Here is a 22,157-nt window from a genome sequence, read left to right as displayed (position 1 = left end):
TTTTCGCGGCCATGGGCCGCTCCTACGGTCGGGCTTTGATGGTGGGCTGAAGCCACCCTGCTAGAGGGTCTGGGCCTGGCCCAGGTATTTCGGTAGCGATGTCTGTTCGATGGCCTGGCCGCCGGCGGTCGGGTGCGGAGTTCGCAGGTGGAGGAAACCCGGAGGTTCTGGATCGAGTGAATGCGCGGCGGGAATGATTGGCCCAAGGCCCCACGAAACCCCGTAGGAGCGGGCCATGCCCGCGATGCTTTTTCGCGGCCATGGGCCGCTCCTACGGTCGGGTGCGGAGTTCGCAGGTGGAGGAAACCCGGAGGTTCTGGATCGAGCGAGTACGCGGCGGGAATGATTGGCCCAAGGCCCCACGAAACCCCGTAGGAGCGGGCCATGCCCGCGATGCTTTTTCGCGGCCATGGGCCGCTCCTACGGTCGGGCTTTGATGGTGGGCTGAAGCCACCCTGCTAGAGGGTCTGGGCCTGGCCCAGGTATTTCGGTAGCGACGTCTGTTCGACGGCCTGGCCGCCGGCGGTCTGCCACAGGCGGCGTTCGATGCCCTGGGCGATCAGGTGCGCCACGGCGGCCTCGATGGCCGACAGCACGCAGAGCTGCGCCGGTTCGTTGGTGGTGTAGCCCGCCTCCATCTCCAGCAGTTCCTTGAACTCGATGAACTTGAACACCCCGGCGCTGCGGCCGACCGAGTAGATGGTCTTGGAGGTCATCACGTTGGCCAGCACCTGGCCGCTGCGAACGTCCACCGCGCGCAGGTTCACCGACACCTGGTCGACGCGGTATTCGCGGGAGGCGCCGATGCCCAGGTAGCGCGCCCCTTCCCCGCCGCTGCGGATGTTGGTGTCGTAGGCGATGACGCCGCCCTCCAGCAGCAGGTTGGCGGCCTGCAGCGGCGGCAACTGGGTCTGGATGTTGGCCGGGGTGTTGGGCTTGTTCTGCGAGGCGCGGATGATCTTCCGCTCGGTCAGCACGTTCTGCAGCCCCTCGCGCTCCAGCACCCGGAACCAGCCACTGGCCTGCAGGGCGTCGACCAGCATGCTGGCGGCGCCCTGGGTCACGCTGGTGGAGAAGGAGCTGGCCGGCGTCGGCTTGTACTGGCCGGTCTGGTCACGGAAGCCATAGACCGCCGCGACCAGTTGCCCCTTCGGCCGTGGCAGGGCCAGCAGGTCGTAGTAGGTGGAGGCCCTGGGCGTCAGGGTCGGCGTTTCCCTGTCCACTTCCGCCGGCATGGGCTCGCGCACGGCGCAGCCTTGCAGCGCGAGTACCAGCAGAAGCAACTTCAATGTGGTGTTCATGGTCTCGGCTTCCCGATTGCTGGATTCAGAGTGGCCCCAGGCCGCTGACCACCACTTCGGACACCTCTCCGGTCGCGCGATCGGTGATCACGATGGTCAGTTCGCCGGAGTCGTCCTGGATGTCGATGACGAAGGCCTCGGTGGTCAGGCTGCCGGTGTTGCCGTTCTGGATGTTGCTCAGCAACTGCGAGAGCAGCCGCGATTCCAGTTGGCTGGTGAAGCGTTGCAGCGCCGAGGTCGGCGTGCGGCTGCTCAGGTTGGGATCGCGGTGGTCGTTCTGCGCCTGGGCGTTGCTGAGCAGCCAGGAGCCATTCAGCGGGTTGCCGCCGAAGGCGGGGTTCACCGGGGTGTAGACCAGTTCGGTGGCATGCACGGTGCCGGACAGGCCCATGCTGGCCAGCCAGATGCCGATGGCGTGGCAAACGGTGTTCTTGCTCATAGCTCGTCCCTCTCCAGGTCGTAGGTGTCTTGCAGCAACCTCTCCAGCTTCTGTCGGGCGACCTCCTCCAGCACCAGGTCCGCCGCCTCGTAGGCCAGGCCTTGCAACTGGGCCATGTTCGGCGGCAGGAAGCGGCGATACAGCACCCGCCCTTCGTACTCGACCCACACCAGGCTGCCCCAGCGGGCCGAGGGTCGTTCGCGCACCACCAGGTTGAAATCCAGCCGGCTGGTGTCGCGCAGACGTTCGGTGAAATAGCGATAGAACTCGTGGCCGATGTGGGAAATGCTGTTGTCGACGATGAAGCCCATGATCTCGTCATCGTCGGCCGTGGCCGTCGCCACCACCAGCAGCATGGCCAGGCCGGCGGCCAGCCGGGTCCCGAGCCTGCGTGGCGGCCGTTCGGCGGCGTTCATTGCCGTTGTCCCGTGGCGGCCGGAGGCATGGGGCTGCCGTTGCCGGGAAGCCCGTCCATGAAGGCTTTTTCCGCCACGAACTGCCATTCGGCATAACTGCCCATGCCGTCGAAATCCGCCCATTGCGCCGGAAAGCGCGCCTGCTTGCGCGGCTGCCCGTCGGCGAGGCTGTAGACCCCGGCGATCCGTCCGTCGAAGGAGCGCACGTAGCCCCATTCCAGGCTGCCGGTCAGCGGGTCCGGATAGAGCCGGCGCAGGTGGCGGCGGACGTTGGGGAAACGACGGTCCTCGAGCAGTTCCTCCAGGCTCAGCGGGTACTGGGCGACGCCCGGCGAGCTGCGGTAGTAGCTGCGCAGCGCCTGGGCGTACTGGTTGCCGACCCACAGCAGCTCGCGTTCCTTGGCCCGCAGGCTGGCGGTCGACCACAGTTGCCCGGCACCGGCCAGCGCCATGCCCATCAGCATGATCAGGAACAGGGCGCCGAGGTAGGTGAACCCCGACTGCCGGGCGGCCAGCCGCTTACCATTCCGCATACAGGCTCCCGTCCCGCGCCCGGCCGGACGCTCCGCTCTTCACGTCGCCGATGCCGCCGGAGCTGCCCTCGGGCGGCGGCAGGGTGATCCACAGGTCGCTGCGCTCGGTGATCGGATCCAGCGGCAGGCTGCGCAGGTAGCGCCGCGCCACCAGTTCCTCGATCGACTCGGGGTAGCGGCCGGTGTCGCCGTAGAACTGGTCGAGCGCCTCGCGTATGGTCGCCAGGCTGTGGCGCAGCGTGGTTTCCCTGGAGTTCTCCAGGCTGGAGAAATAGCGCGGCACGGCGATGGTCATCAGCGTGGCGATGATCGCCATGACCACCATCAGTTCGATCAGCGTGAAGCCCGAATGCCGTCGCATGGTTTCACCACTCCCGGTAAGGAATGCCGTTGAGCCCCGCGCCGCTGGCCAGGGAATACACATCGAAGACGTCGTCGCCGGCGCGCGGCGAGTCGGCGGAGCTGTCGTAGGCGCGCAGTCCCCAGCCCTCCTCCGGCTCCAGGCGCGGGTCGGCGAACGGGTCGCGGGGGATGCGGCGCAGGAAATGGATGCGGTTGCCCTGGACGCTGCGCAGGTCGCGCACGCCCTCCACCAGCACCTGCAGCGAGGGCGGATAGCCGGAGGTGCTGGCCGACTTCTCGATATGCCCGGCGTCGGCCGCCATCTTGTAGGCGTCGATGGCATCGCGGATCTGGTACAGGGCGACCTTCAGGTCCTGCTCCTTGCCACGGCGGATCACTGTCTCGCTGAGCGGCGCCGCGATGCTGGCGAGCAGCGCGACGATGGCCATGGTGATGACCACCTCGATCAGCGAGAAACCGCGCGCCGGGCGTTTCATGCTCAGGGCCTCCCGCTCGCGGGCAGCACGGCCGCCACCGGCGCCGCCGAGGGGACCGGCTCCGGCTCGGCGACGGGCAGTTCCCCGCCCTCTTCCACGCTGCCGAAGGAAGTGTTCACCGACTGCACGCGCATGCTGCTCTCGGTGCCGGTGGCGAACTCCATGTCGGACGGGCTCTGGTACGGCAGGTTGCGCACGACGCGCGGGGTGATGGAGAGCACCAGTTCGGCCTTGCCGATGGTGTCCTTGTTGCTGCCGAACAGCCGGCCCAGGCCGGGGATGTCGCCGAGGCCGGGAATCTTGTTGCCGGTCGACAGGTTGTCGTTGCGCATCAGCCCGGCCAGCACCTGGGTTTCGCCGTCGCGCAGGCGCAGGGTGGTCATCGCGTTGCGGGTGTCCACCTGGACCGGGATGGTGCCCTGCTGGGTCGGCGGCAGCGGCGTGGCGTTGCTGACTTCCAGGGCGATCTTGATGGCCACCTCGTTGTTCAGGTGCACGGTGGGCTGCACTTCCAGCTTCAGGCCGACGTCCAGGTAGGTGATGCTCTCGGTGATCACCGGCCCCTGGGTGGACGGCATGGAAGTGGCGCTGATGATCGGCACCCGCTGGCCGATATGGATCTTCGCCTGCTCGCGGTTGCTGACCCGGATCACCGGGCTGGCCAGGGTGTTGATGTCGTTGTCCTGGGCGTTGATGCGCAGTTGCGGCGACGGCGAGATGCTGATGCGCCCGGAGTCGATGCCTTTCAACTGGTCGAGGATGGTGACCGCCGAGCCGTCGTCGTTGATCACCCCGAAGGTGTTCGGCCATTGCAGGCCCAGGTCGAGGATGCGCTGCCGGGAGACTTCCATCACCTCCACTTCCAGCACCACCTCGGGGTTGGACTGGTCCTGGGACAGGAACAGCTTCTCGGCCATCCGCAGGGCGTCCACGGTGTCGCGCATGGTCAGGGTGTTGAGGCGTTCGTCGATGAACACGTCGCGGGTCTTGAGCATGGTCTTGACCATGTTCATCGCGGTGTTGGCGTCGATGTTGGTGAGGTAGAAGGTGCGCATCACCAGTTCCTGGTAATCCTTCAGCTTCTGCGGCGAATCCGGATAGATCAGGATGGTGTTGTCGTTGACCACCTTCTGGTGCAGTTGATTCTGTTGCAGCAGCAGGTGCACGGCGTCCTCGATGCGCACCTGGCGGACGAAGATGGTGGCCTTGAGGTCCGGCCGCACATCCTTGTCGAAGATGAAGTTGAGCCCGGCGGTCTGCGCCAGCACCTCGAAGATGACCTTCAGGCTGGCGTCGCGGAACTCCAGGGTGACCGGCCGATCCAGCCGGGAACGTAGTTGCGGGTAAGGCGTGGTCGAGCGCGCGCGGACCAGCTCGACGTTGCGTTGCAGCTCCAGCGCCCCTTCGTGCCTCGGGTCCAGCGCCATCATCGCGCGGACCTGGCGCTCGGCGCCGGTCAGGTCGCCGCGGCGCAGGTCGGCCTGGCCCTGGCGCAGCATGTCGGCCAGGTTGCGCATCTGGTCCAGTTGCTTGAGCCCCTCGGCGGCCCGCGTGTTGTGGGGTTCGATGCCCAGCACGCGCTGGTAGGCGAGCCGCGCGCTGGCGAAGTCACGCGAGGTGCGCGCCATGTCGGCCCGGGACAGCAGGGTCTTGACCACCCGGGCGCGCTGGGTAGCCAGGGATATCTGCAGGCTGGTGTCGCGCGGTGACTCCTTGACCGCCGCTTCGAGCCTGGCCAGCCCGGCCTCGTACTGGCCCGCCTCGATCATCGCCTCGGCCTCGTCGCGGACCAGGGTGCCGGCGCAACCGGCCAGCAGCGCGAAGGCCAGGACCAGGGCCATCCGGCCCCGCCCGAAGGGAATTGCTGGCGCGTTCATGGCGTTCTCCCTACTGCCAGCGACTGCACCAGGTGCATGGGCAGGTAGACCAGGGTCATCTCGCTGTCGCCGATCCGCTCGACCCGGTAGGTGCCATCGATCACGTCGCCGGCGGCGAGTACGTGGAGGGTTTCGCCGTCGAGCACGAACACCTTGCGCTGCTTGCCGTCGTCCATCCGGCCGATGAAGCGGAACGGCAGCGGCGGCGCGCTGGGCCGTGGCGCGGGCGCGGCGACCGCCACCGGAGCCGCCACCTGCCGCACCACCGGCGGCGCGACGTACCAGCTATGGGCGGCGAACAGGTTGGCGCGCGGCACATCGGCCGGCGCGGTCGCCGGCCGAGCCTCCGCTTTCTTCGCCGTGCTGTCCGAACGCAGCTCGCCGAGGCTGCCCTTGCCGCTGGCCGGCCGTACCGCCGCGATGTCTTCCGGGGGGAAGAAGTAGTCGGGAACCAGCGCGACCACCCCGGCGACCGCGAGGAAAACCAGCCAGAAGAGCCCACGCTGCCTGTTCATCGCTACCTCGACAGGTACAGGGTCAGACGGATCCGACCCTCGAGTTCGGTTTCGCTGATCTGCTTGCGCTGGAAGTCGAGGTCTTCGAGGACCAGTGCCGGCACTTCGGCCAGCAGCGCATGCAGGAAACGGCGCAGTTGCGGGTAGCTGCCACGCACCGGCAGCACGATCTGGTAGCGCGCCAACCGGGTCCTGGTATCCACCCCCAGGGCGTATTCGCCGCGCGCCAGGGACAGGCGCTCGCCATTGGCCAGGGCGTAGATGCGGTCGATGGTGGAGGTCGCGTCCAACTGGGCCGGCAGGTTGCGCCGGAAGTCGTCCAGTTGCTGCCCGGACGCGACCGGGGGCGCTTCGTCGCCGCGCTCGATGCGCGCCAACTGCGCCGATTGGAGTGCTGTACGTTCGCTCAACTGCTCCAGCGCCAGCCAGGCGGGCAGCAAACCCAGCACTGCATGAGCGAACGCCAGCACAATCAGCGCGGCTCCGCAGAGGCCCGGCTTGCCGAGGCGCTGCAGATGCTCGCGAAAAATCAGTCTATGGATGCGCATCGTCCACCACCCAGGTCGCCAGCAGGTTGAAGCGGATCGGCTGCCCCTTCGCCTGCGCGACGATTTCGTGGTTGAGCAGGGAAACGTCACGCAATGCGGCGCTTTGCTCCAGGCGCCGGTGGAAATCCAGCATCGCCGCCAGGTCGCGGGCTTCGGCGCTGATCCGGACCTGGCGCTTGCGCGCGTCCGGGGTCAGCGACAGCAGGGCGATGTCCTCCAGGCGCTGCGACTCCAGGGTCGACAGCAACGCCTCCCAGGGCAGGTTCATCTGCGCCGTGACCCGGCGCATCTCCGCCAGGTTGGCTTCCTGGGCGCGGTTCTCGGCGGGCGACAGCGACGCCTGGCTGACGCCGCCGCCCCGCAACTGGCGCTCCAGCCGCTGCAACTCGCGCTCCTGCTCCGCCGTGGCCGTGGCGATCTGCGCCTGGCCCAGCAGGCCGGCCCCGGCCAACAGCAGACCGGCGGCCAGCAGCCCCCAACCGGGGGGACTGGCCAGCCGTTGCCGTTGGAAGTCGAGGTCGAGGGCGCGCATCTCAGTCCACCATCATCGCCATCACGGACAGGGCATCGACGTCCCGTCCCTGCTGCACCGGCAGGCTCAGCGCACGCGGCGATACCCCGCCGCGCGGCGCTGGCGCGCAGTCCGCGCGGCCCGGTGCATGCACGTAGATCGCGGCGAAGGTTCCGTCCCCGCCGCCCTGCAATTCGTGTTCGCGTTCGATCAGGGTGCTCAGCGCGCTGTCGCTGTCGGCGCTCGACACCGAACGCACCGCCACCCAGTTCCCGCCCCTGGCCAGCAGCAGGTTGCAGCGGCCGGGCTCGGCGACCACGAACAGGAAGTCGTCTTGGTCGATGAACCGGCTGAAGCTGTTGAAGGCGGCCATCAGGTAGGGCGCGACGGAGGTCAGCCGCCAGCCGCCGATGCCGGCCAGCTCGCGCAACAGCAGCAGCAACGGCTGCTGTACGGCCACGGCGAGCCGCGCCCGCCCCGCTGCTTCCGGCGACAGGTTGATGGCCCAGCCCTCGGCCAGTTGCCCGTAGATCTCCTCGAAGCAGGCGCGGGCATAGCAGGCCATTTCCTCCGGCGTGGCGATCTGCTCGCCCCAGGGCACCAGGCAGAACCGGCAGAAATGGTTGGAAAGCACCACGCGCAACTCGCCGCGCGCCGTCGCGCAAGCGCCCAGCAGGCGCCCCAGCGCCTCGCCGGCAGCCTGCCAGTCGGGTATCTGCGCCTGCTCGAACGGCTCCTGTCCCAGCGCGTCGCAGAGCTCGCCACGACGCCGGTACAGCCCGACGCCGGAGGCGCCGAGCACAGCGATGTACTGATCACGAGACGAAAGTGACACGGTTGATCTCCTCCAGGGTGGTCCTGCCTTCACGCACCAGCTCCAGCGCCGAGCTGCGCAACAGGCGCAGGCCACGGCGACAGGCCAGTTCCTTGATCCGGGCGATGGGTTGGCGGTCGATGATCAACTGGCGCAGTTCGTCGTCCAGCTTCAGCAGCTCGGCGATCGCCGTGCGGCCGCGATAGCCCGAGCCCCGGCAGCGGCCGCAACCGCTGCCGTGCATGAAGCGGTAGTCGCCGACCTGCGCCGGGTCGAGCCCCGAGGCCAGCAGTTCGTCGCGATCCGGGGTGATGCGCGTCGCGCAGGACGGGCACACCTGGCGGATCAGCCGCTGGGCCAGCACCGCGTTCAGCGCGGAGACGAAGCTGTAGGGGTCGACTTCCATCTGGGTGAAGCGGCTGATCACGTCGAACACGTTGTTGGCGTGGATGGTGGTGAACACCAGGTGCCCGGTGAGCGCCGACTGCACGGCGATCTGCGCGGTTTCCGGGTCGCGGATCTCGCCGACCATGATCTTGTCCGGGTCGTGGCGGAGGATCGAGCGCAGGCCACGGGCGAAGGTCAGGCCCTTCTTCTCGTTGACCGGGATCTGCAGCACGCCGGGGAGCTGGTACTCGACCGGGTCCTCGATGGTGATGATCTTGTCCACGCCGTGGTTGATCTCGGTGAGCATGGCGTACAGCGTGGTGGTCTTGCCGCTGCCGGTCGGCCCGGTGACCAGCACCATGCCGTAGGGCTCCGCCGCCAGCCGCCGCAGACGGAGCAACACTTCGGGCTCGAAGCCCAGGGCTTCCAGGCGCACGCCGTGGATCTGGTCGGCCAGGTCCTGCTTGTCGAGCACCCGCAGCACGGCGTCCTCGCCGAAGATGCTCGGCATGATGGAGACCCGGAAGTCGATCTGCCGGCCGCTGATGGCGATCTTGAAGCGGCCGTCCTGGGGCACCCGCTTCTCGCTGATGTCCAGCTCGGCCATCACCTTGACCCGCGAGATGACCTGCTCGGCGATCTCGTTGCCCTGCACCCGGCGGATGCCGTTGAGCACACCGTCGATGCGGTACTTGATCTCCAGCCCGGAGCCGGTCATGCCCAGGTGGATGTCGCTGGCGTGGATCTTCAGCGCATCGTAGAGGGTCGAGTTGACCAGCTTGACCACCACGCTGGCGTTCTCGCTGATGCTGGTCAGCGAGAGGGTTTCCACCGCCTCGATCTCGCCGCTGTCCACCGCTTCGGCGTTCAGCGAGTCGACGGCGTGGAAGTTCTCTTCCTGGCGCGCGAGGTAGGCGCTGAGGTCGGCTGGGTGCGCCAGGTACAGCGGCGCGCCGTGCAGGTATTCCTCCAGCCAGGCCAGGCGGGCACTGTCGAAGGGATCGGCGAAGACCCCGGCGATGCTCTCCTCGCGCTCGTCCAGGTGGACCATCAGGCATTCGTGCTTGAGCGCCTGGGCCAGCGGCAGCCGGTCGAAGGCCGGGCAGCAGGCGAACAGCGCCTCGCCGTCCAGTACCGGGTAATGCAGGGTGGCGCCCAGGCCATGGGCGAAAGCACGGGGATCGAGGCCGGCCAACTCTTCCAGTTCGTCGATGAGCCGGCTGCCCTGGGAGGCGGACCGTTCGCGGGCTGCCTGCAGCAGTGCGGCATCGAAACGGGTCTGCCGAGGCGTTTCGACTGCCGCTGGCTTGTGCCCGCATCCGGGCACAAGGGAAAGTCTCTCCATGGAACTCTCTCCGTCATCCCTGGGCAGCCACGCGATCGGTCTGCTTGTCCGCTCCCGGTTGGAATCCTATCCATCGGAGCGGCGGCGATCGGCGAGCACCCAGGAGCCGTCATAGAGCTGCAAGGGGAAACTCACCTCTTTGTTATGGCGTCTATCGACCAAGACCGAAGCCCCGCTCCTCCCGCTCGCCTCGCCTACCCGATTGTGGATGGCTCGTGCGAGCTCTCCCAGCGGGAAGGGTTTGAACAGGATATGGCCGACTCCGTGGTGGATCGCCGCGTCGTAGACTTCGCTGGTCGGGTGCGCGGTGATCAATACACTGCGTCCTTCCCACTCGTCGCTGATGGCGTCCAGTACCTCGAACCCTTCCATATCCGGCAAGCGGTAGTCGATCACGATCACATCCGGCCGGAACTCCTCCGCCAGGCGGATGGCACTGTCGCCATCGCTGGCCAGGCGGACGTCCCATTGCAGTGTCTCGAGGTAGACCTTGAGGTTCTGCGCCAGGATCTGCTCGTCCTCGACAACCATAACTTTGTTCGCCAAGGTGGACTCCTAGTGGTGTAAGGCTGCCCGACTTAGACCCTAGGAGTGCGCGCCTGATCAGGTATACGCACGCATCGTGCCAGTCGGCCGCAGCCGGATATATTTCGTATCCTGTTGATTATCAACGGGAAAACACTATCCACTCAGTTCTGTCGCGCCTCCCCAGAATCGGGGGAAACAGGACGTCTCCCCCACTTGTGGGGTCAACGCCTTCCCAGCACTTCGATGCGGCCCGCGTCGCGCAAGCGCCGCAAGGCGTCTTCGCGCGCATCGCGCTGTCGCTGCTGGAGCAGAAACTGCCTGGCCATGGCCAGGCCCCGGTCCTCGTCCAGGGGTTCGGGGGGCCTATGGCTCACCACCTCGATCAGATGCCAGCCGTACCGGGTGCGTACCGGCTGGCTGGTTTCGCCGGGGCGCAGGGCGAAGGCCGCCTGCTCGAAAGGTGCAACCATCGTGCCCCGGGTGAAGAACCCCAGATCGCCGCCCTGGGCGGCGCTGCCGTCTTCCGAGTGGCGACGGGCCAGCTCGGCGAAATCCGCTCCGTCGGCGATCTGCCGGCGCAGTTCGAGCAACCGTTCGCGCACCTCGGCGGCGCCCGGCTCGTCGCTCACCTTCAGCAGGATATGCCGCGCGTGGACCTGCTCCGGGCGCTCCAGGCGCGGGCGAAGCTCCTCCAGGGCATGGCGCACCTCCTCTTCCGAAACGGCCTTCGGCTCGCTCAACTCCTCCAGCATCCGGCTGGCGACCAGTTCCCGGCGCAGGTAGTCCAGGTAACCCGCCTCGTCGAACCCGGCCTCGCCCAGCCGGCGCTCGAACGCTTCCGGGGTACGGAAGGCGGCCTTGGTCGCCGCCAGCTCGGCCAGCACCCGTTGGTCGTCCACCGTGACGCCCCGGCGCTGGGCCTCCTGCCAGAGTAGTTCCTTGTCGATCAGTTGCTGCAAGGCGTCGTCGCGCAGACGCGCGTAGGCCCTCGGGTTGCGGATCGACGCCACGCTGCGACCCTCCGCCTTGAGGTAGTCGGCGAAATAGCGTTCGAGACGAAAATAACTGATGTCCGTGCCGTTCACCCGGGCGGCGGTCCCCGTTCCCTGGGCCGACGCCAGCGCGCTCGGTAGCGAGAACAGCAGCACGACGGCGAGCACGATGGCGTTCACGGTCAATCGACCTTGATGTAGCTGCCGACCGGCAGGAAGCGCTGGCCATGCAGGTCCACCGCGACGATATGGGCGCCCGTCGTGCCCGTGCGCAGCCCCGGACCGAAGCCCAGCTCCGGCGTCAGCCCGGTCTGGAAACCGTGCAGCCGCTCCAGGGCGGCCACCAGTTTCTCCCGGCTGGCGTCGCGCCCGGCGCGCTTCATGCCCTCGCTGAACAGCAGGACGGCGCAGTAGGCGCTGACCTGCAGCATGGCGTGGTGGCCGCTCAGGCTGCCGTGCCGGCGAATGGTCGAGAGCGCGGCGGCGCCCGTGGCGGTCCAGTCCGATGGCAGGAAGGGATAGGCCAGGAACAGGTGTTCGGAAAAACGCGGCGGCACCTGCAAGGCCGTGCCGGCCACCTGCGCCGCACTGGCGAACAGGTAAGGCGCCGGGGCATCGCCCGGCAGCCCTTCGGTCAGGCGGATGAAGTCCTCCTGGGAACCGAGGAAGAACACCGCCCTCACCCCCTGCGCCGCCTCGCCGAGTTCCTGGGCCAGGGTTTCCTGGCGATAGCCGAGGATGCGCGGCGCTTGCCATTCCTGGGTCCGCAGGCGGGCCGCCAGCGCTTCGGCCAGCGCCTGCCGGGAAGTGCCCTGCGGATAGGCGATCAGCGCCACGCGGTTGCCCGGTTCGAGCGAGCCGCTGGCATAGGTGGTCAAGGCGAACAGTTGCTCGCGCAGCCCTGGCAAGGGGGTGAAGATCAGGCGCCCGGCGTCGCCGTCGGCGAACTGGGCGAGCGGGCCGACCACCGGGACGCCGGCCGGTTCGAGCAGGTCGGCCAGCCGTCCCTCCAGCGCCGGTACCAGGGGCGCCAGCAAGGCGAACACCTGGTCGTCCTCGATCAGCCCGCGCAACGCCGCCTCGGCACTGTCGGTGTCCGGGCCGGGATCGGCGACGACCAGCTCCAGCTTGCGGCCATGAATCCCGCCGGCGCCGTTGAGCGCCTCGATCACCACCTCGAGCACCGTCTCGACCGTGCGCCCGTGCTCGCTCAGCGGGCCCTCGCGCGGCAGCAGCGTGCCGACGCGCAGCCGGGTGTCGTGCAGGCCGGGGTCGCGGTCATCCTCCAGACGTCTCAGGTAGGCGGTGAGGTTGGCCATGTCGCGCATGGACATGACGAAGCGCGGCATCGCCGGGTCCAGGCGGTTGCCGGCCGGGTCGCGGCCTTCGCTCACCGCGCGGGCGAAGCTGGCCTCGTCGTAGGCGGGGTGGCTCCGGCCGCGATCGAGACGCTGGCCGTATGGCGTGCTCAGGCGCCGCCAGGTGATGTCCGGCGGCCGCACGCCGCCCTCCGGGCGGCCACGGCCATCGGCGCCGTGGCAACTGCCGCAGGGCAGCAGCGCGGCCTGCAACGGTGTGCCGGCCGCGCCGACCAGCGCATGGATCTCGCCGCCCGTGGCGCTCTGGCCTTGCAGGTAGAGGCGCTTGCCGGCCGCCTCTTCGGGCGTCAGCTCCAGCGCGGCGGCCTGGCCGCCCCAGCAGAGCAGGCCGCAGAGCGTCAGCACGGTGCGCCACATGGCCCGGGCCCTAGCGGTTCGCGACCGGCGGCATCGACATGAGCTGCAAGCGCTGGGTGATGGCGGATACCGGGGCATCCGGGCGGATCTTGCTCCAGCGCTTGTTGGCCACGTCGCCGGCGATGAGCACGGTCGAGTGCTGTTCGGGGCTTTCCACCAGGTGGCCGAGCCGGGACAGCACCAGGTCCACCCGCTCCTTCGGGCCGGTGAGGAACAGCCAGTTCGGGGAGTCCACGCCATGCTTGGCGGCGAATTCCTTGAGCACCTGCGGCGAGTCGTTGTGCGGGTCGCTGGTCAGCGAGATGAAGTACACCTCCCTGGCCAGCGGCTCGCCCAGGGCGTCGCGGACTTCCTTGAGCTTGCGGGTGATCAGCGGGCAGGCGTCGTTGCAGTGGGTGAAGATGACGTTCAGCAACACCAGCCGGTCCTTGAGCACGTCGCTGTAGAAAGCGACCTCCTGGCCATCCTGGGTGAGCAGCCGGGTGTCGGTGAAGTAGGCCTGCGCGTCATGGGTGCCGGCGGCCGTTACCGGCTGGATCGCCGGTCCATGCGCAGCGGCGGCCGGCTCGCTGCCGGCGTGGCCTTCGTGGGCCTGCGCCACGGCGACGGCCAGGCCCATGCCGATGGCCAGGGCGATGCCTTGCATGGGCTTCATGGCGCGACTCCTCGTGCACTGCTCAGTTGATGGACGTCCGAATGACCGTGATGCTTGCGCGCGGCGGCCAGTTGTTCGACCCGCTCGACCAGCACGGTCGGGTTGGTGAAGCCGTAGTAGCGCGTCCAGCGGCCGGTGCGCGCGTCGCCGACCATGATCTGCGGAGGGTGGTCCTCGATGCGCGGGGTCCAGGAACCGAGCTCCTTGAGGGTGTCGCTGATCGCCTGGGGCGAGCCGGTGAGCCAGGTCCAGCCCGGCCCGCTCTGGAATTTCCGGGAGTACTCGCGCAGCACCTGCGGGGTGTCGCGCAGCGGATCGACGCTGATGGAGATCAACTGGGCGTTGTCGCCGACCTGCTTCTGCACCTTGGCCATGATCGACGAGATGACCGGGCAGACCGTGCTGCAACTGGTGTAGACGAAACCCATCACCACGATCCGGTCCGCGACCAGGTCATCCTTCAGGCGGACCTCGTGGCCGTTCTGGTCGATCAGCGGCACGTCGGCGAAGCGCACCTGGGCGCTCTCCTCCCTCGGCTGCATCGACTGGGGATGCCTGGCGTGCTCCTCCGGCGAGTGGGCCTGGGCGGTGCCGCACAGGGTGATGGCCCCGAACAGGGCGACGGCGAGGCTGCTGTGGAGTTTTCGCATGGCTGGCTCCTGTCAAGGCGTCTGCGCGGTGCTTGCGGGTTGTCCCGGCAAGGCGCGCAGGCTGGCGTAGGGTTGGTCGCCGAAGGCCAGGCCCAGCGACGCCGACCCGACGTGCAGGTAGTAGGCGCCGGCCTGGTTCACCTCGACGAGGGCTTCGTAGACGCCCTCTTCCACTTCGCGGGCGGCGGCTTGGCGCGGTCGCGAAGCCGGGGCGAGGAAGTAGCGGACCTGCAGGTCCTCGATGCCGGCCCGGGGCTGGCTGTCCCGGCCCTGGAGGATGCGGAAGCGCGCCCTGGCCGGGCTGCCCACGGTGACCGGGGCGCTGTCGAGGAGGAATTCCACGCGCGGGGTCGAGACCTGTTTCTCCAGCGCGGGGTTGCCCTGCACCACGGTGCCGAAGCAGTGGATCAGTTGCGGCTGGTTGAGCATGAAGGCCACGTCGAGCGGCCCCGCGACGGGCAGCTTGATCCGCGAGCCGAACACGCCCGGCTCCACCTCGCGCAGGCTGCGGTCGACCACCCGTACCGCGCGCGCCGTGTGCCCGCGATTGAGGTAGCCGGACATCGGCGCGTTCATCCCTTCCATGTAGAAGTAGGTGGTGTTGTCCACCGGGTTGACCACGAACACCGCCGCTTCGTCGCGGGCCGGGCTGAGGCTGGCGGCCAGGGGCAGGTCGCCGGCCAGCTTGGGCGCCGCCGGGCCGGCTTCGAAGGTCTGCACGATCGGCTGCCTGCCCTCGCCCAGCGAGCCCAGGTTGATCATGCCGACCCGTGGCGAAGCGAGGCCGCGTACATAGGCGTAGGCGCGGGTGAACACGAGCTGGTAGGGCTCGGCGGCGACCTCCAGGCGATGCAGCAGCGTGTCGCTGGCGGCGTCGATCACCGCCACCTGGTTTTCCAGGGTGTTGAGGACCAGCCCGAAGCGTCCGTCCGGGCTGAAGCCCATCGGCCCCACGCCCTGCTGCAACGGGATGACCTTGCGCACCGCCAGGCTGCGGGCATCGAGCACGGTGACCCGCCCTTCCCGGCCATCGACCACGTAGACCGCCTGGGACAGGGACGAGAACGCCAGCGACAACGGATTCGAACCGGTGGGGATATCGTCCAGCCGCTTCAGCCCGGCGATGTCGAACACGCTCACCGTGCCGGCGTCGCGGTTGCTGACGAAGGCGTGCCGGGAGTCGTCGCTGAAGGCGATCTCGTGGTGGCCCTTGCCGGTAGCTTCTTGCAACACGATCTCGCGGGTCTGCGTGTCGATCACCGTGACCCCGCTATCGGCCTCGTCGCGGGCGTTGTTGCCGACCCACAGGTAGCGCCCGTCGGGCTGCAAGGCCACGCGCAGCGGGTCGCGTCCGGCCGGCAGGCTGGCCAGCACCTGGAATTTCTCGGTATCGACCAGCGCCACTTCGCCGGCGTCCGGCATGGACACGTACAGCAGCCTGTCGTCGGCGCTGGCCACCCAGTCCATCGGCGGGCGCTTGAGGGCGATGCGCATCAGCGTGCTGGTGATCCCGCCCACCGAGGTGGTCGGGTCGATCACGGTGAGGCTGGCGTCCTTGTTCATCACCAGCAGGTAGTAGCTGTTGAGGTCGAGCAGCGGCTTGGCGTTCAGCCCGCCCTTGAGGTAGAGGCTGGTGCGCGACTTGCACTGCATCGCGCGGTCGTCGCTCTCCGCCAGGCCCTGGTCGAGCCACGCGCCCGGCGCCAGCCCGCTGAGCGGTTGGCCGGTGGCTGCATCGGTGAGACGGAAACGAACGTCGGCGAACAGCCCCTCGGTCAACGGGCCGCCGCCCACCGGCAGCGCCTCGAACTCGATGACCACGCCATCGCGCACCAGGCGGTTGGGGTCGCTCCCGGCGCTGGCGGCGGCATCCGCCGGCGGGTTGCCGGCCTGCGTCCCGAACAGTTGCCAGGCCACGACCCCGGCTATCGCCACGCAGCCGGACAGTGCCACGCCGATGGTTTTCTGCAGTGCGTTCACGGCGGCATTTCTCCCTGTTGCTCACCTGGCCGGTCGGTGCGGACTCTGCTCGCGAGGCCGTTTGTGTTGCCGGGGGCGCGAGCGGAGCGTGTGGTGTTATTGGTTCCCCGCGTGCGCGGGGAACCAGAAAAAGCCCCCTCTAATGCCCCGTCGGCGCCGGCGTCTGCTCCGGCTCGTTGCTGACCCGCAGCAGGCCCCAGATACCACCGGTGTTGCCGAAGGCCGCATAGTCCCGGTACAGGTAGTCGCCCGGCAGCGCGTTACCGCCGCCGGCGCTGGGGAACATCATGCTGAAGTGCGCCGCCGGCAGGATGCTTTCCTGGGCTCCCACGTAGACCGCCGTGGGGTTGTAGCCGAAGCGCATCGAGCCGATCCCGGCGTGTTTCTCCGGCAGGCCCCAGATATCGCTTTTCTCCGAGATGAAGGGGTTGAACGGCCAGATGTGCCCGTCGAGCTGGAAGGTCGCGCCACGACTGCCGCCCGAGGGCATCAGCACATGAGTGCGGAACGGCCGGCCGGGTTTCACCCGCAGGATCGGGGTCACCGGGTCGCCGCCCACCAGGGCGTTGCTGTAGGCCATGTGCGCGTTCGGTACGTCGGCGAAACCGTTGCCCTGGGCGTGGCCGAAAGGCGCGTTCGGCGCGAGAGCGAAGCGGTACCACAGCGGCTCGCTCCGGTAGTTGACCGCCATGCCGGAGTTGTCCTTCGGATCGGCGGGAGTCCCCAGTCCTTCCGAGGCCATGTTCTCCACCGGCCGACCGTCGGCCCAGCGCATGTTCAGCGACTTGTGCCAGACCAGCGCGAAGTCGCGGTAGGCGGTTCCGCCCGACGGCTGCACGGTGGCCGCCGCGCGCATGCCGGGGTCCTCGGTCCAGGTGGCGCCCTGCGGCACGATGCTCATCGCCCCGGCCAGGCCTTTCTGGCCCTGCTTGATCGGGTCGGCGGGCAGCAGGTTGAGGGCGGTGAACTCGATCGGGTAGGCATCGATCCTGTCGACGCTGCGGCCTAGCTGCACCACCGGCTTGCCTTCGCGCTCCAGGTGGCCGGCGTAGTACTTGTAGGTGCGGGTCGGCCAGGCGCCGCTGCTGCCGCTACGCGGCGCCACCGTCTGCACCGGGTTGATGCCGACGTTGAAGCCGTCCGACTTGGTGACGTCGTAGGCCAGCAGTTGCGCGTGGATACCGGCGTGGCTGGAGGGCCGCATAAGGTTATTGTTGAAGGTGGTCGAGCCCTGCGCGCTCAGGCGGTCGCGCTTGACCACGCCCTGCATCACCGCGTAGGTGGGCAGGTCCGGCATCACCAGCGGCAGGCGGTTCTCCAGGGTGACGTTGACGCAGTCGCCCGCCGCCGCGCGCAGTACCAGCGGTTCCACCGGTACGCCCGGCTTCAGCTTGCCGGTGGCCGGGTTGAGGTCGGCCTTGCGCACGTAGAGGATCGCGGTCGGGTCATGCAGCGGGCCGTTCTGCCCGCCGATGGTGAACACCTCGCCGTCTTCCTCGTCGATCACCGTGACCTGCGGGATGCCGGTCGGCCGTGGGTTGAACACCAGGGTGCCGCCGGCCGGGTTGAGCGCGCCGCCGACATGCTGGCCCTCGCCCTGCGGGTCGCCGATGGTCAGGCCCAGCGGGTTGGGCAGGATGTCGTTGGCCAGCGCCACCACGATGTCGTAGTTGCGCTGCACCGTCGGCCGGGTGCCGATGCCGTTCGGGTTGGGGCTGTAGCGCGGGCACACGCCGTCGAAGGCGGTGGTGTTGCGCGCCGTCACCGGCCGCGGGTTGGTCGGCAGCGCGTACAGGTCGCCGCGGCTCGTCGCGTAGTTGCGCATGATGCCCCACATGCCGCTCCAGTAGCCTTCCAGGGCGGCATCCATGGTGTACAGGTAGTCGCCGACATCCGAGTCCGCGCTGGACATCATCGCCACCGGCGCCATGAAGCCGAGCTGTTCGGAGATGCCGACCATCTGCGAGGCGCGCCAGCCGGAGGTGGAGTTGGTGCCGAAGCCGGTGCCGGAGTGCAGCCACTTGATGCCGTGCAGGGTGACGTTGTGCTCCTCCTCGTGGCCGCCGGCGTTGATGCGCAGGCGCACGTTGTCGCCGGTGTAGGTGCGCAGCATCGGGGTGAAGGGGTCGCCGGGCATGTCGCCGCCATGGTTGATGTGCGGTGGGAAGGTGGTGGTCCCGCTGGTCGGCCCGACCGCCGTGGTGACCGCGCTGGGCGCCAGGTTGAGCGCCGGGATCGCGCGGTCGGTACGGCTCTGGAAGGCATAGGCCAGGTCGCCGGCGAGGCCGTCGGCCTGCATCCCCGGCTTGCCGTCCGGGGCAGTGCGGTTCGGGTCGTAGACGCGCAGGCCGACGGGCTCGTGGCGGTAGTTGACCACGAAGATGCCCGGATCGTCGGCGGTGATCGCCTGCGGGCATGGCCGTCCCGGACAGCCCAGCACGCCGCCGGCCGCTTCCAGGGTCGATTCCAGCAGGTTGCCGGCGTATTGCCGTACCGGTGGGTTGATCGCATAGCGGAAGCTGTCCGCGGTCACCGGGTAGGCGTTGGCGTTGGGGATGCCATCCGGGCCGGCACCGACGTAGACGCCCGCCTCATAGGCATGCTGCATGTCGCTGTATTCGAGGAAGAACTCGCGGAAGCTGTCGTTCTTGCCATCGCCATCCAGGTCTCCGGCGATGATCGCCGCTTGCCAGGAGGTCGGCCCGCCATCCGGGCGGGTGTACAACGGCTCGCCGGTTTCCGCGTGCAGCCAGGTCGATCCGGCGGGCTCGGCCAGCAGTGTGGCGTACAGGCCGACCTGCTGGTGGGTCGAGGGGCCGAAGTGGTCGTGGGTGAAGATGTTCCCCAGGCCACGGTCGATGTTGTAGATGTTCACCACCGGATCGGCGAACCAGCGTTGCATGGTGGTACGCGCGCCGAGCCAGTCGGCCCGGCCGAACTGCCCGAAGTACGGGTGCGCCTTGGCCACCGGGCAATCCGGGGTGCCTTCGCGCGGGTCGCCGTATTCGCAGCCGTTGTACGCGCGGATGGCGTGGATGCGCTCGACCACGCTGACCGGCGACAGGGTGCCGTCCTCGTAGTTCCAGCCGTTGGCCGAGCCATCAGCGGAAGTCAGGTCCCATTTCGGCAGGTGGATGTGCTGGCCGATGACGTCGGTCGGGGTGCGTACCTGGTAGTCGTCCAGCTCGTAGATGGCCGGGATCAGGTTGGTGTGGTGGTACATCGCGCAGTCGAAGGTGTTGATCCGCATCACCAACGGTTCCGGCGGCCGCTGCTTGTTGATCACCGGCCAGGCGTCTTCCCACAAGGTGAGGATGCGGGTCTGCGGGAAGTGGTAGCCGACCTTGTTGAACACCGCGTCGAACTGGATGTTGGCGCCCTTGTAGACGCGCGGCCGGTCGGCGGTGAATGGCGAGGAGCCGGTGAAGGACATGCCGTCCAGGGCGTCACCGCTGAAGAAGCTGCCGACACCGGCGCCCTGGGTCAGGCGTTTCTGCCGGTCGTCCATGCACGGCTCGTAGTACGGCGCCCCGGCCACCGGCAGCGCGCCGTTGGTGCGGAAGCTGCTGGGCGACACCTCGCCATTGGGCTGCACGGAGAAGCTGGGGTGCTCCGGCTGGGCGTGGTAGGCCATCGCCGCCTGCTCCACGTCGGTCCCCTCTTCCGGGAAGAACACTGCCTTGGCGCGGGTGATGGTCTTGGAGAAGTCCAGCGCGCTGGTGACGACATCGGCTTCGCCGCCAGCCGCCCAGCCGTCCAGGGAGTGGCGCGGCAAACCGCCGTCCCAGCCGCCGGCCTGCGCCGGGTCGATCGATGCCCACAACGCATTGCCGCTGTCGCGCAGGGCCTCGGCCTTGTCCGCATCGAGCATGTCCAGCGGCGGGGTCGGCGGACGCTGGCCGACGGTGCTTTCCACGCCACCGATCCAGAACGGGAAGCCGGGGTTCTTCAACGAACCGTCGGCATTGCGGTTGGCCTCGCTGCGATCCACCAGGGCGACCGAGCCGACGATCCTGCCCTGGCCTTGGCCATGGGGCGAGCTGTCATCGTCATCGTCCGCCAGCACCAGGGTTCCGCTGATCTTCGGCACCACCGCCACCTTGCCCGGCATCGGCGGCATGGCCTTGCCCGGCAGCGGCACGATCGCCGGGATCGGCGTGCCGGCGACGATCTCGCCGTCCGGCAGGGCCCGCGCGTCGGGTGCCGGCAAGCCCTTGCGCAGGGCGAACGGCTCTTCGTGGAAGCCGGTCTCGCTCTCCTGCGACACGGCCAGCCGGGTGCCTTCCTCGAACACGTCGTGGATCCGCCACATGCCCCACATGCCTTGGGCGAAGTGCGGATAGAAGTGGCAGTGGTAGATGGCGTCGCCGGCCACCCGGTTGCGGTTGCCGGAGCCGCCGTAGGCGATCTCGTAGGTGTAGCCAGCGCCCGGGCCTATGCCCTGGGCATCCATGTAGTCGGAGTTGTCGTCGTTGGGGTTGAACAGCCACTGATGGCCGTGCAGGTGAAACACGTGCTGTTCGTAGCCCATGCTGACATTGCGGAACTTGACGAAGTCGCCGATGTAGCTGTGGTTGATGTTCGACGGCTCGGATGGATACAGCGCCATGCTGGCCTTGATCCCGGTAGTGCCCTCCGGCGGCACCTGGCCGGGAGCCATGCCTTCCAGGCCGACGTTGGCCGGCACGTCCACCAGCATGGCGACGTCACCCACGGTATGGGAACTGAGGAAGAACTCCTCGTAGGCGCAGGACAGGCAGTCGTGCATGGGGCCGACGCCGAGACGGTTGGCGATCACTTCGGCGCCGATCCCGCCGGAACCGTAGTTGACCATGAAGGCATCGCGGGTCGGCTCCAGCACGTGGCCGAACACCGGGTCGGCCCAGTAGCCGGGGAACGCCTGGGTCACCGCCGACTGGTCATGGAATACCGCCGCGAAGTCGCGGAACGGCTCCAGCCGGTTGGGCAGCGCCGGGTTGCGCTTGCCGTAGCTCTCCAGCACATAGGTGCCGGGCGGGAAGCTGCCGTCGGCGTTCGGGCCCATGACGATGGCGTCGCTGTTGCTGGCGACGATCTCGTTGCCGTCGATCATCGCGAGGATCGGCGCGCCGGCCTTGCCCTCGGCGATCCACGGCTCGCCCATGGGGAAGCGTGCCTCGTAGTCGATGATCGGCTGGCCCGCCGGGGTCCGTCCGGTACTGGCCAGGCGCATTTCCTCTTCGGTCACCGTGTTGCGATAGGTGCGCGAGCCCTTGGGCAATACCACGACCTGGGCGAACAGGCCGTTGCCGATATTGCCGGCGCTGCCTTCGCTGCCGAAGGTGGCGCCGTAGCTGCTGACGGCGAAGGTCCCTTCGCGCTCGGCGTAGAGGGTGTAGCTGCGGCTGGCGCCCGGTGCCAGCAGGGTGTTCTGGTTGCGGCCGGCGTTGGTGGCGATATCGTCGATGCTGTTCACCGCCTGCAAGCCGTTGACCTGGAAGCCCACGTGGCGGTCGGCCACCTGGGCGTCGACGTGGATCTCGCCTTCGCCAGGCAGGGAGCCCGGGTTGGCCTGCAAGGCCAGCAGGTTCTGCAGGTTCACCGTCAGGCAGTCGCCCGCGGCGACGCGCAACACCAGCGGCCGCGGGCGTTTATCCGGACGCAGCGCTACCTCCCCTGGCACCGCCATGCCGCCGACGGTCAGCGGTACATCGTTGCGATCCACCACATCGCGGCGCAGGGCGAACATCATGCCGTTGATGTTCTGCGCCCCCAGGCGGTTGAACATCAGCGGCTGATCGAGAGCGACGACGTTGGCGACCAGGTTGCGCTGGCAACTGATCGCCGCCAGCGCCTCCTGCTGGATGAACAGAGAGGACACGGCCAGAGCGACAAGGCCAAAGGCGTACGCGAATGGACGAGGGCGGATATCGTTCGGTGTCGCTTGGCTGCTCCGTTTCATCTTGGCTGGCCTCCAGCTTCGGTTCGTCGGTGCCATCAGAGGGGCAAAACCAGCGGAGCAATCGTCATGCCAAGAAAAAAGTCATTTAATTTCAGGTGGTTGAATATGAGTGACCACTATTCTGGGTGCTTTCACCCACCCGCCCTTCCC

Annotated in this window: 19 protein-coding genes; all 19 read right to left on the bottom strand. The window is 68.2% G+C overall.

Features of this window, described 5'->3' with window-relative positions; genetic code table 11:
• Positions 1–458: 458 nt before the first annotated feature.
• Positions 459–1,301 carry a CsgG/HfaB family protein gene (locus PSEWESI4_RS16510; protein WP_187672306.1) on the bottom strand — a complete coding sequence of 281 codons (843 nt, stop codon included), beginning with the start codon at positions 1,299–1,301 and terminating at the stop codon, positions 459–461.
• Positions 1,302–1,326: 25 nt separating this feature from the next.
• Positions 1,327–1,692 carry a curli assembly protein CsgF gene (locus tag PSEWESI4_RS16505; RefSeq protein WP_408004318.1) on the bottom strand — a complete coding sequence of 122 codons (366 nt, stop codon included), beginning with the start codon at positions 1,690–1,692 and terminating at the stop codon, positions 1,327–1,329.
• A gap of 44 nt (positions 1,693–1,736) precedes the next feature.
• Positions 1,737–2,096, bottom strand: a complete 360-nt coding sequence (gene csgE, locus PSEWESI4_RS16500; RefSeq protein ID WP_235978955.1) for a curli production assembly/transport protein CsgE — start codon at positions 2,094–2,096, stop codon at positions 1,737–1,739.
• Positions 2,097–2,152: 56 nt separating this feature from the next.
• Positions 2,153–2,689: a type II secretion system protein gene (locus PSEWESI4_RS16495; protein WP_187672303.1), complete on the bottom strand. Its 537-nt coding sequence runs from the start codon at positions 2,687–2,689 to the stop codon at positions 2,153–2,155.
• A complete protein-coding gene (locus tag PSEWESI4_RS16490) occupies positions 2,676–3,050 on the bottom strand; it encodes a type II secretion system protein (protein WP_187672302.1) in 375 nt (124 codons plus the stop codon). Before PSEWESI4_RS16490 ends, PSEWESI4_RS16495 begins: the two co-directional genes overlap by 14 nt.
• A 4-nt stretch (positions 3,051–3,054) precedes the next feature.
• A complete protein-coding gene (locus tag PSEWESI4_RS16485; RefSeq protein ID WP_187672301.1) occupies positions 3,055–3,528 on the bottom strand; it encodes a type II secretion system protein in 474 nt (157 codons plus the stop codon).
• 2 nt (positions 3,529–3,530) lie between these two features.
• Positions 3,531–5,405, bottom strand: coding sequence for a secretin and TonB N-terminal domain-containing protein (locus PSEWESI4_RS16480; protein WP_456243219.1), 1,875 nt, complete (start codon positions 5,403–5,405; stop codon positions 3,531–3,533).
• Complete coding sequence (locus PSEWESI4_RS16475; protein WP_187672300.1) at positions 5,402–5,920, bottom strand: hypothetical protein; 519 nt, start codon at positions 5,918–5,920, stop codon at positions 5,402–5,404. The genes PSEWESI4_RS16480 and PSEWESI4_RS16475 overlap by 4 nt, the downstream gene beginning before the upstream one ends.
• Positions 5,921–5,922: 2 nt before the next feature.
• On the bottom strand, positions 5,923–6,468 hold the full coding sequence (locus PSEWESI4_RS16470; protein ID WP_187672299.1) for a GspMb/PilO family protein: 546 nt from the start codon (positions 6,466–6,468) through the stop codon (positions 5,923–5,925).
• On the bottom strand, positions 6,455–7,000 hold the full coding sequence (locus tag PSEWESI4_RS16465) for a pilus assembly protein (protein ID WP_187672298.1): 546 nt from the start codon (positions 6,998–7,000) through the stop codon (positions 6,455–6,457). Before PSEWESI4_RS16465 ends, PSEWESI4_RS16470 begins: the two co-directional genes overlap by 14 nt.
• Before the next feature lies 1 nt (position 7,001).
• Positions 7,002–7,814, bottom strand: coding sequence for a hypothetical protein (locus tag PSEWESI4_RS16460; protein WP_187672297.1), 813 nt, complete (start codon positions 7,812–7,814; stop codon positions 7,002–7,004).
• Positions 7,795–9,525 carry a GspE/PulE family protein gene (locus PSEWESI4_RS16455; RefSeq protein WP_187672296.1) on the bottom strand — a complete coding sequence of 577 codons (1,731 nt, stop codon included), beginning with the start codon at positions 9,523–9,525 and terminating at the stop codon, positions 7,795–7,797. Before PSEWESI4_RS16455 ends, PSEWESI4_RS16460 begins: the two co-directional genes overlap by 20 nt.
• A gap of 66 nt (positions 9,526–9,591) precedes the next feature.
• Positions 9,592–10,071 (bottom strand): response regulator, encoded by a 480-nt coding sequence (locus PSEWESI4_RS16450; protein ID WP_187672295.1) that lies wholly within the window; start codon positions 10,069–10,071, stop codon positions 9,592–9,594.
• 203 nt (positions 10,072–10,274) lie between these two features.
• Complete coding sequence (locus PSEWESI4_RS16445; RefSeq protein WP_187672294.1) at positions 10,275–11,225, bottom strand: peptidylprolyl isomerase; 951 nt, start codon at positions 11,223–11,225, stop codon at positions 10,275–10,277.
• A gap of 2 nt (positions 11,226–11,227) precedes the next feature.
• Positions 11,228–12,781, bottom strand: coding sequence for an ABC transporter substrate-binding protein (locus PSEWESI4_RS16440; protein ID WP_187672293.1), 1,554 nt, complete (start codon positions 12,779–12,781; stop codon positions 11,228–11,230).
• A gap of 10 nt (positions 12,782–12,791) precedes the next feature.
• Positions 12,792–13,436: an SCO family protein gene (locus tag PSEWESI4_RS16435; protein WP_187672292.1), complete on the bottom strand. Its 645-nt coding sequence runs from the start codon at positions 13,434–13,436 to the stop codon at positions 12,792–12,794.
• A complete protein-coding gene (locus tag PSEWESI4_RS16430; protein WP_187672291.1) occupies positions 13,433–14,086 on the bottom strand; it encodes an SCO family protein in 654 nt (217 codons plus the stop codon). Before PSEWESI4_RS16430 ends, PSEWESI4_RS16435 begins: the two co-directional genes overlap by 4 nt.
• A 12-nt stretch (positions 14,087–14,098) precedes the next feature.
• Entirely contained in the window at positions 14,099–16,057 is a 1,959-nt protein-coding gene (locus PSEWESI4_RS16425) for a cytochrome D1 domain-containing protein (RefSeq protein ID WP_187672309.1), read from the bottom strand.
• A gap of 148 nt (positions 16,058–16,205) precedes the next feature.
• Positions 16,206–22,007 (bottom strand): manganese-oxidizing multicopper oxidase MnxG, encoded by a 5,802-nt coding sequence (mnxG, locus tag PSEWESI4_RS16420; RefSeq protein ID WP_235978954.1) that lies wholly within the window; start codon positions 22,005–22,007, stop codon positions 16,206–16,208.
• Between the last annotated feature and the right edge of the window lie 150 nt (positions 22,008–22,157).

It is taken from the genome of Zestomonas carbonaria (assembly GCF_904061905.1).
GTDB lineage: Bacteria > Pseudomonadota > Gammaproteobacteria > Pseudomonadales > Pseudomonadaceae > Aquipseudomonas > Aquipseudomonas carbonaria.
The sequence above is the reverse complement of the archived record's forward strand: the minus strand, read 5'-3'. Positions and strand labels throughout refer to the sequence as shown.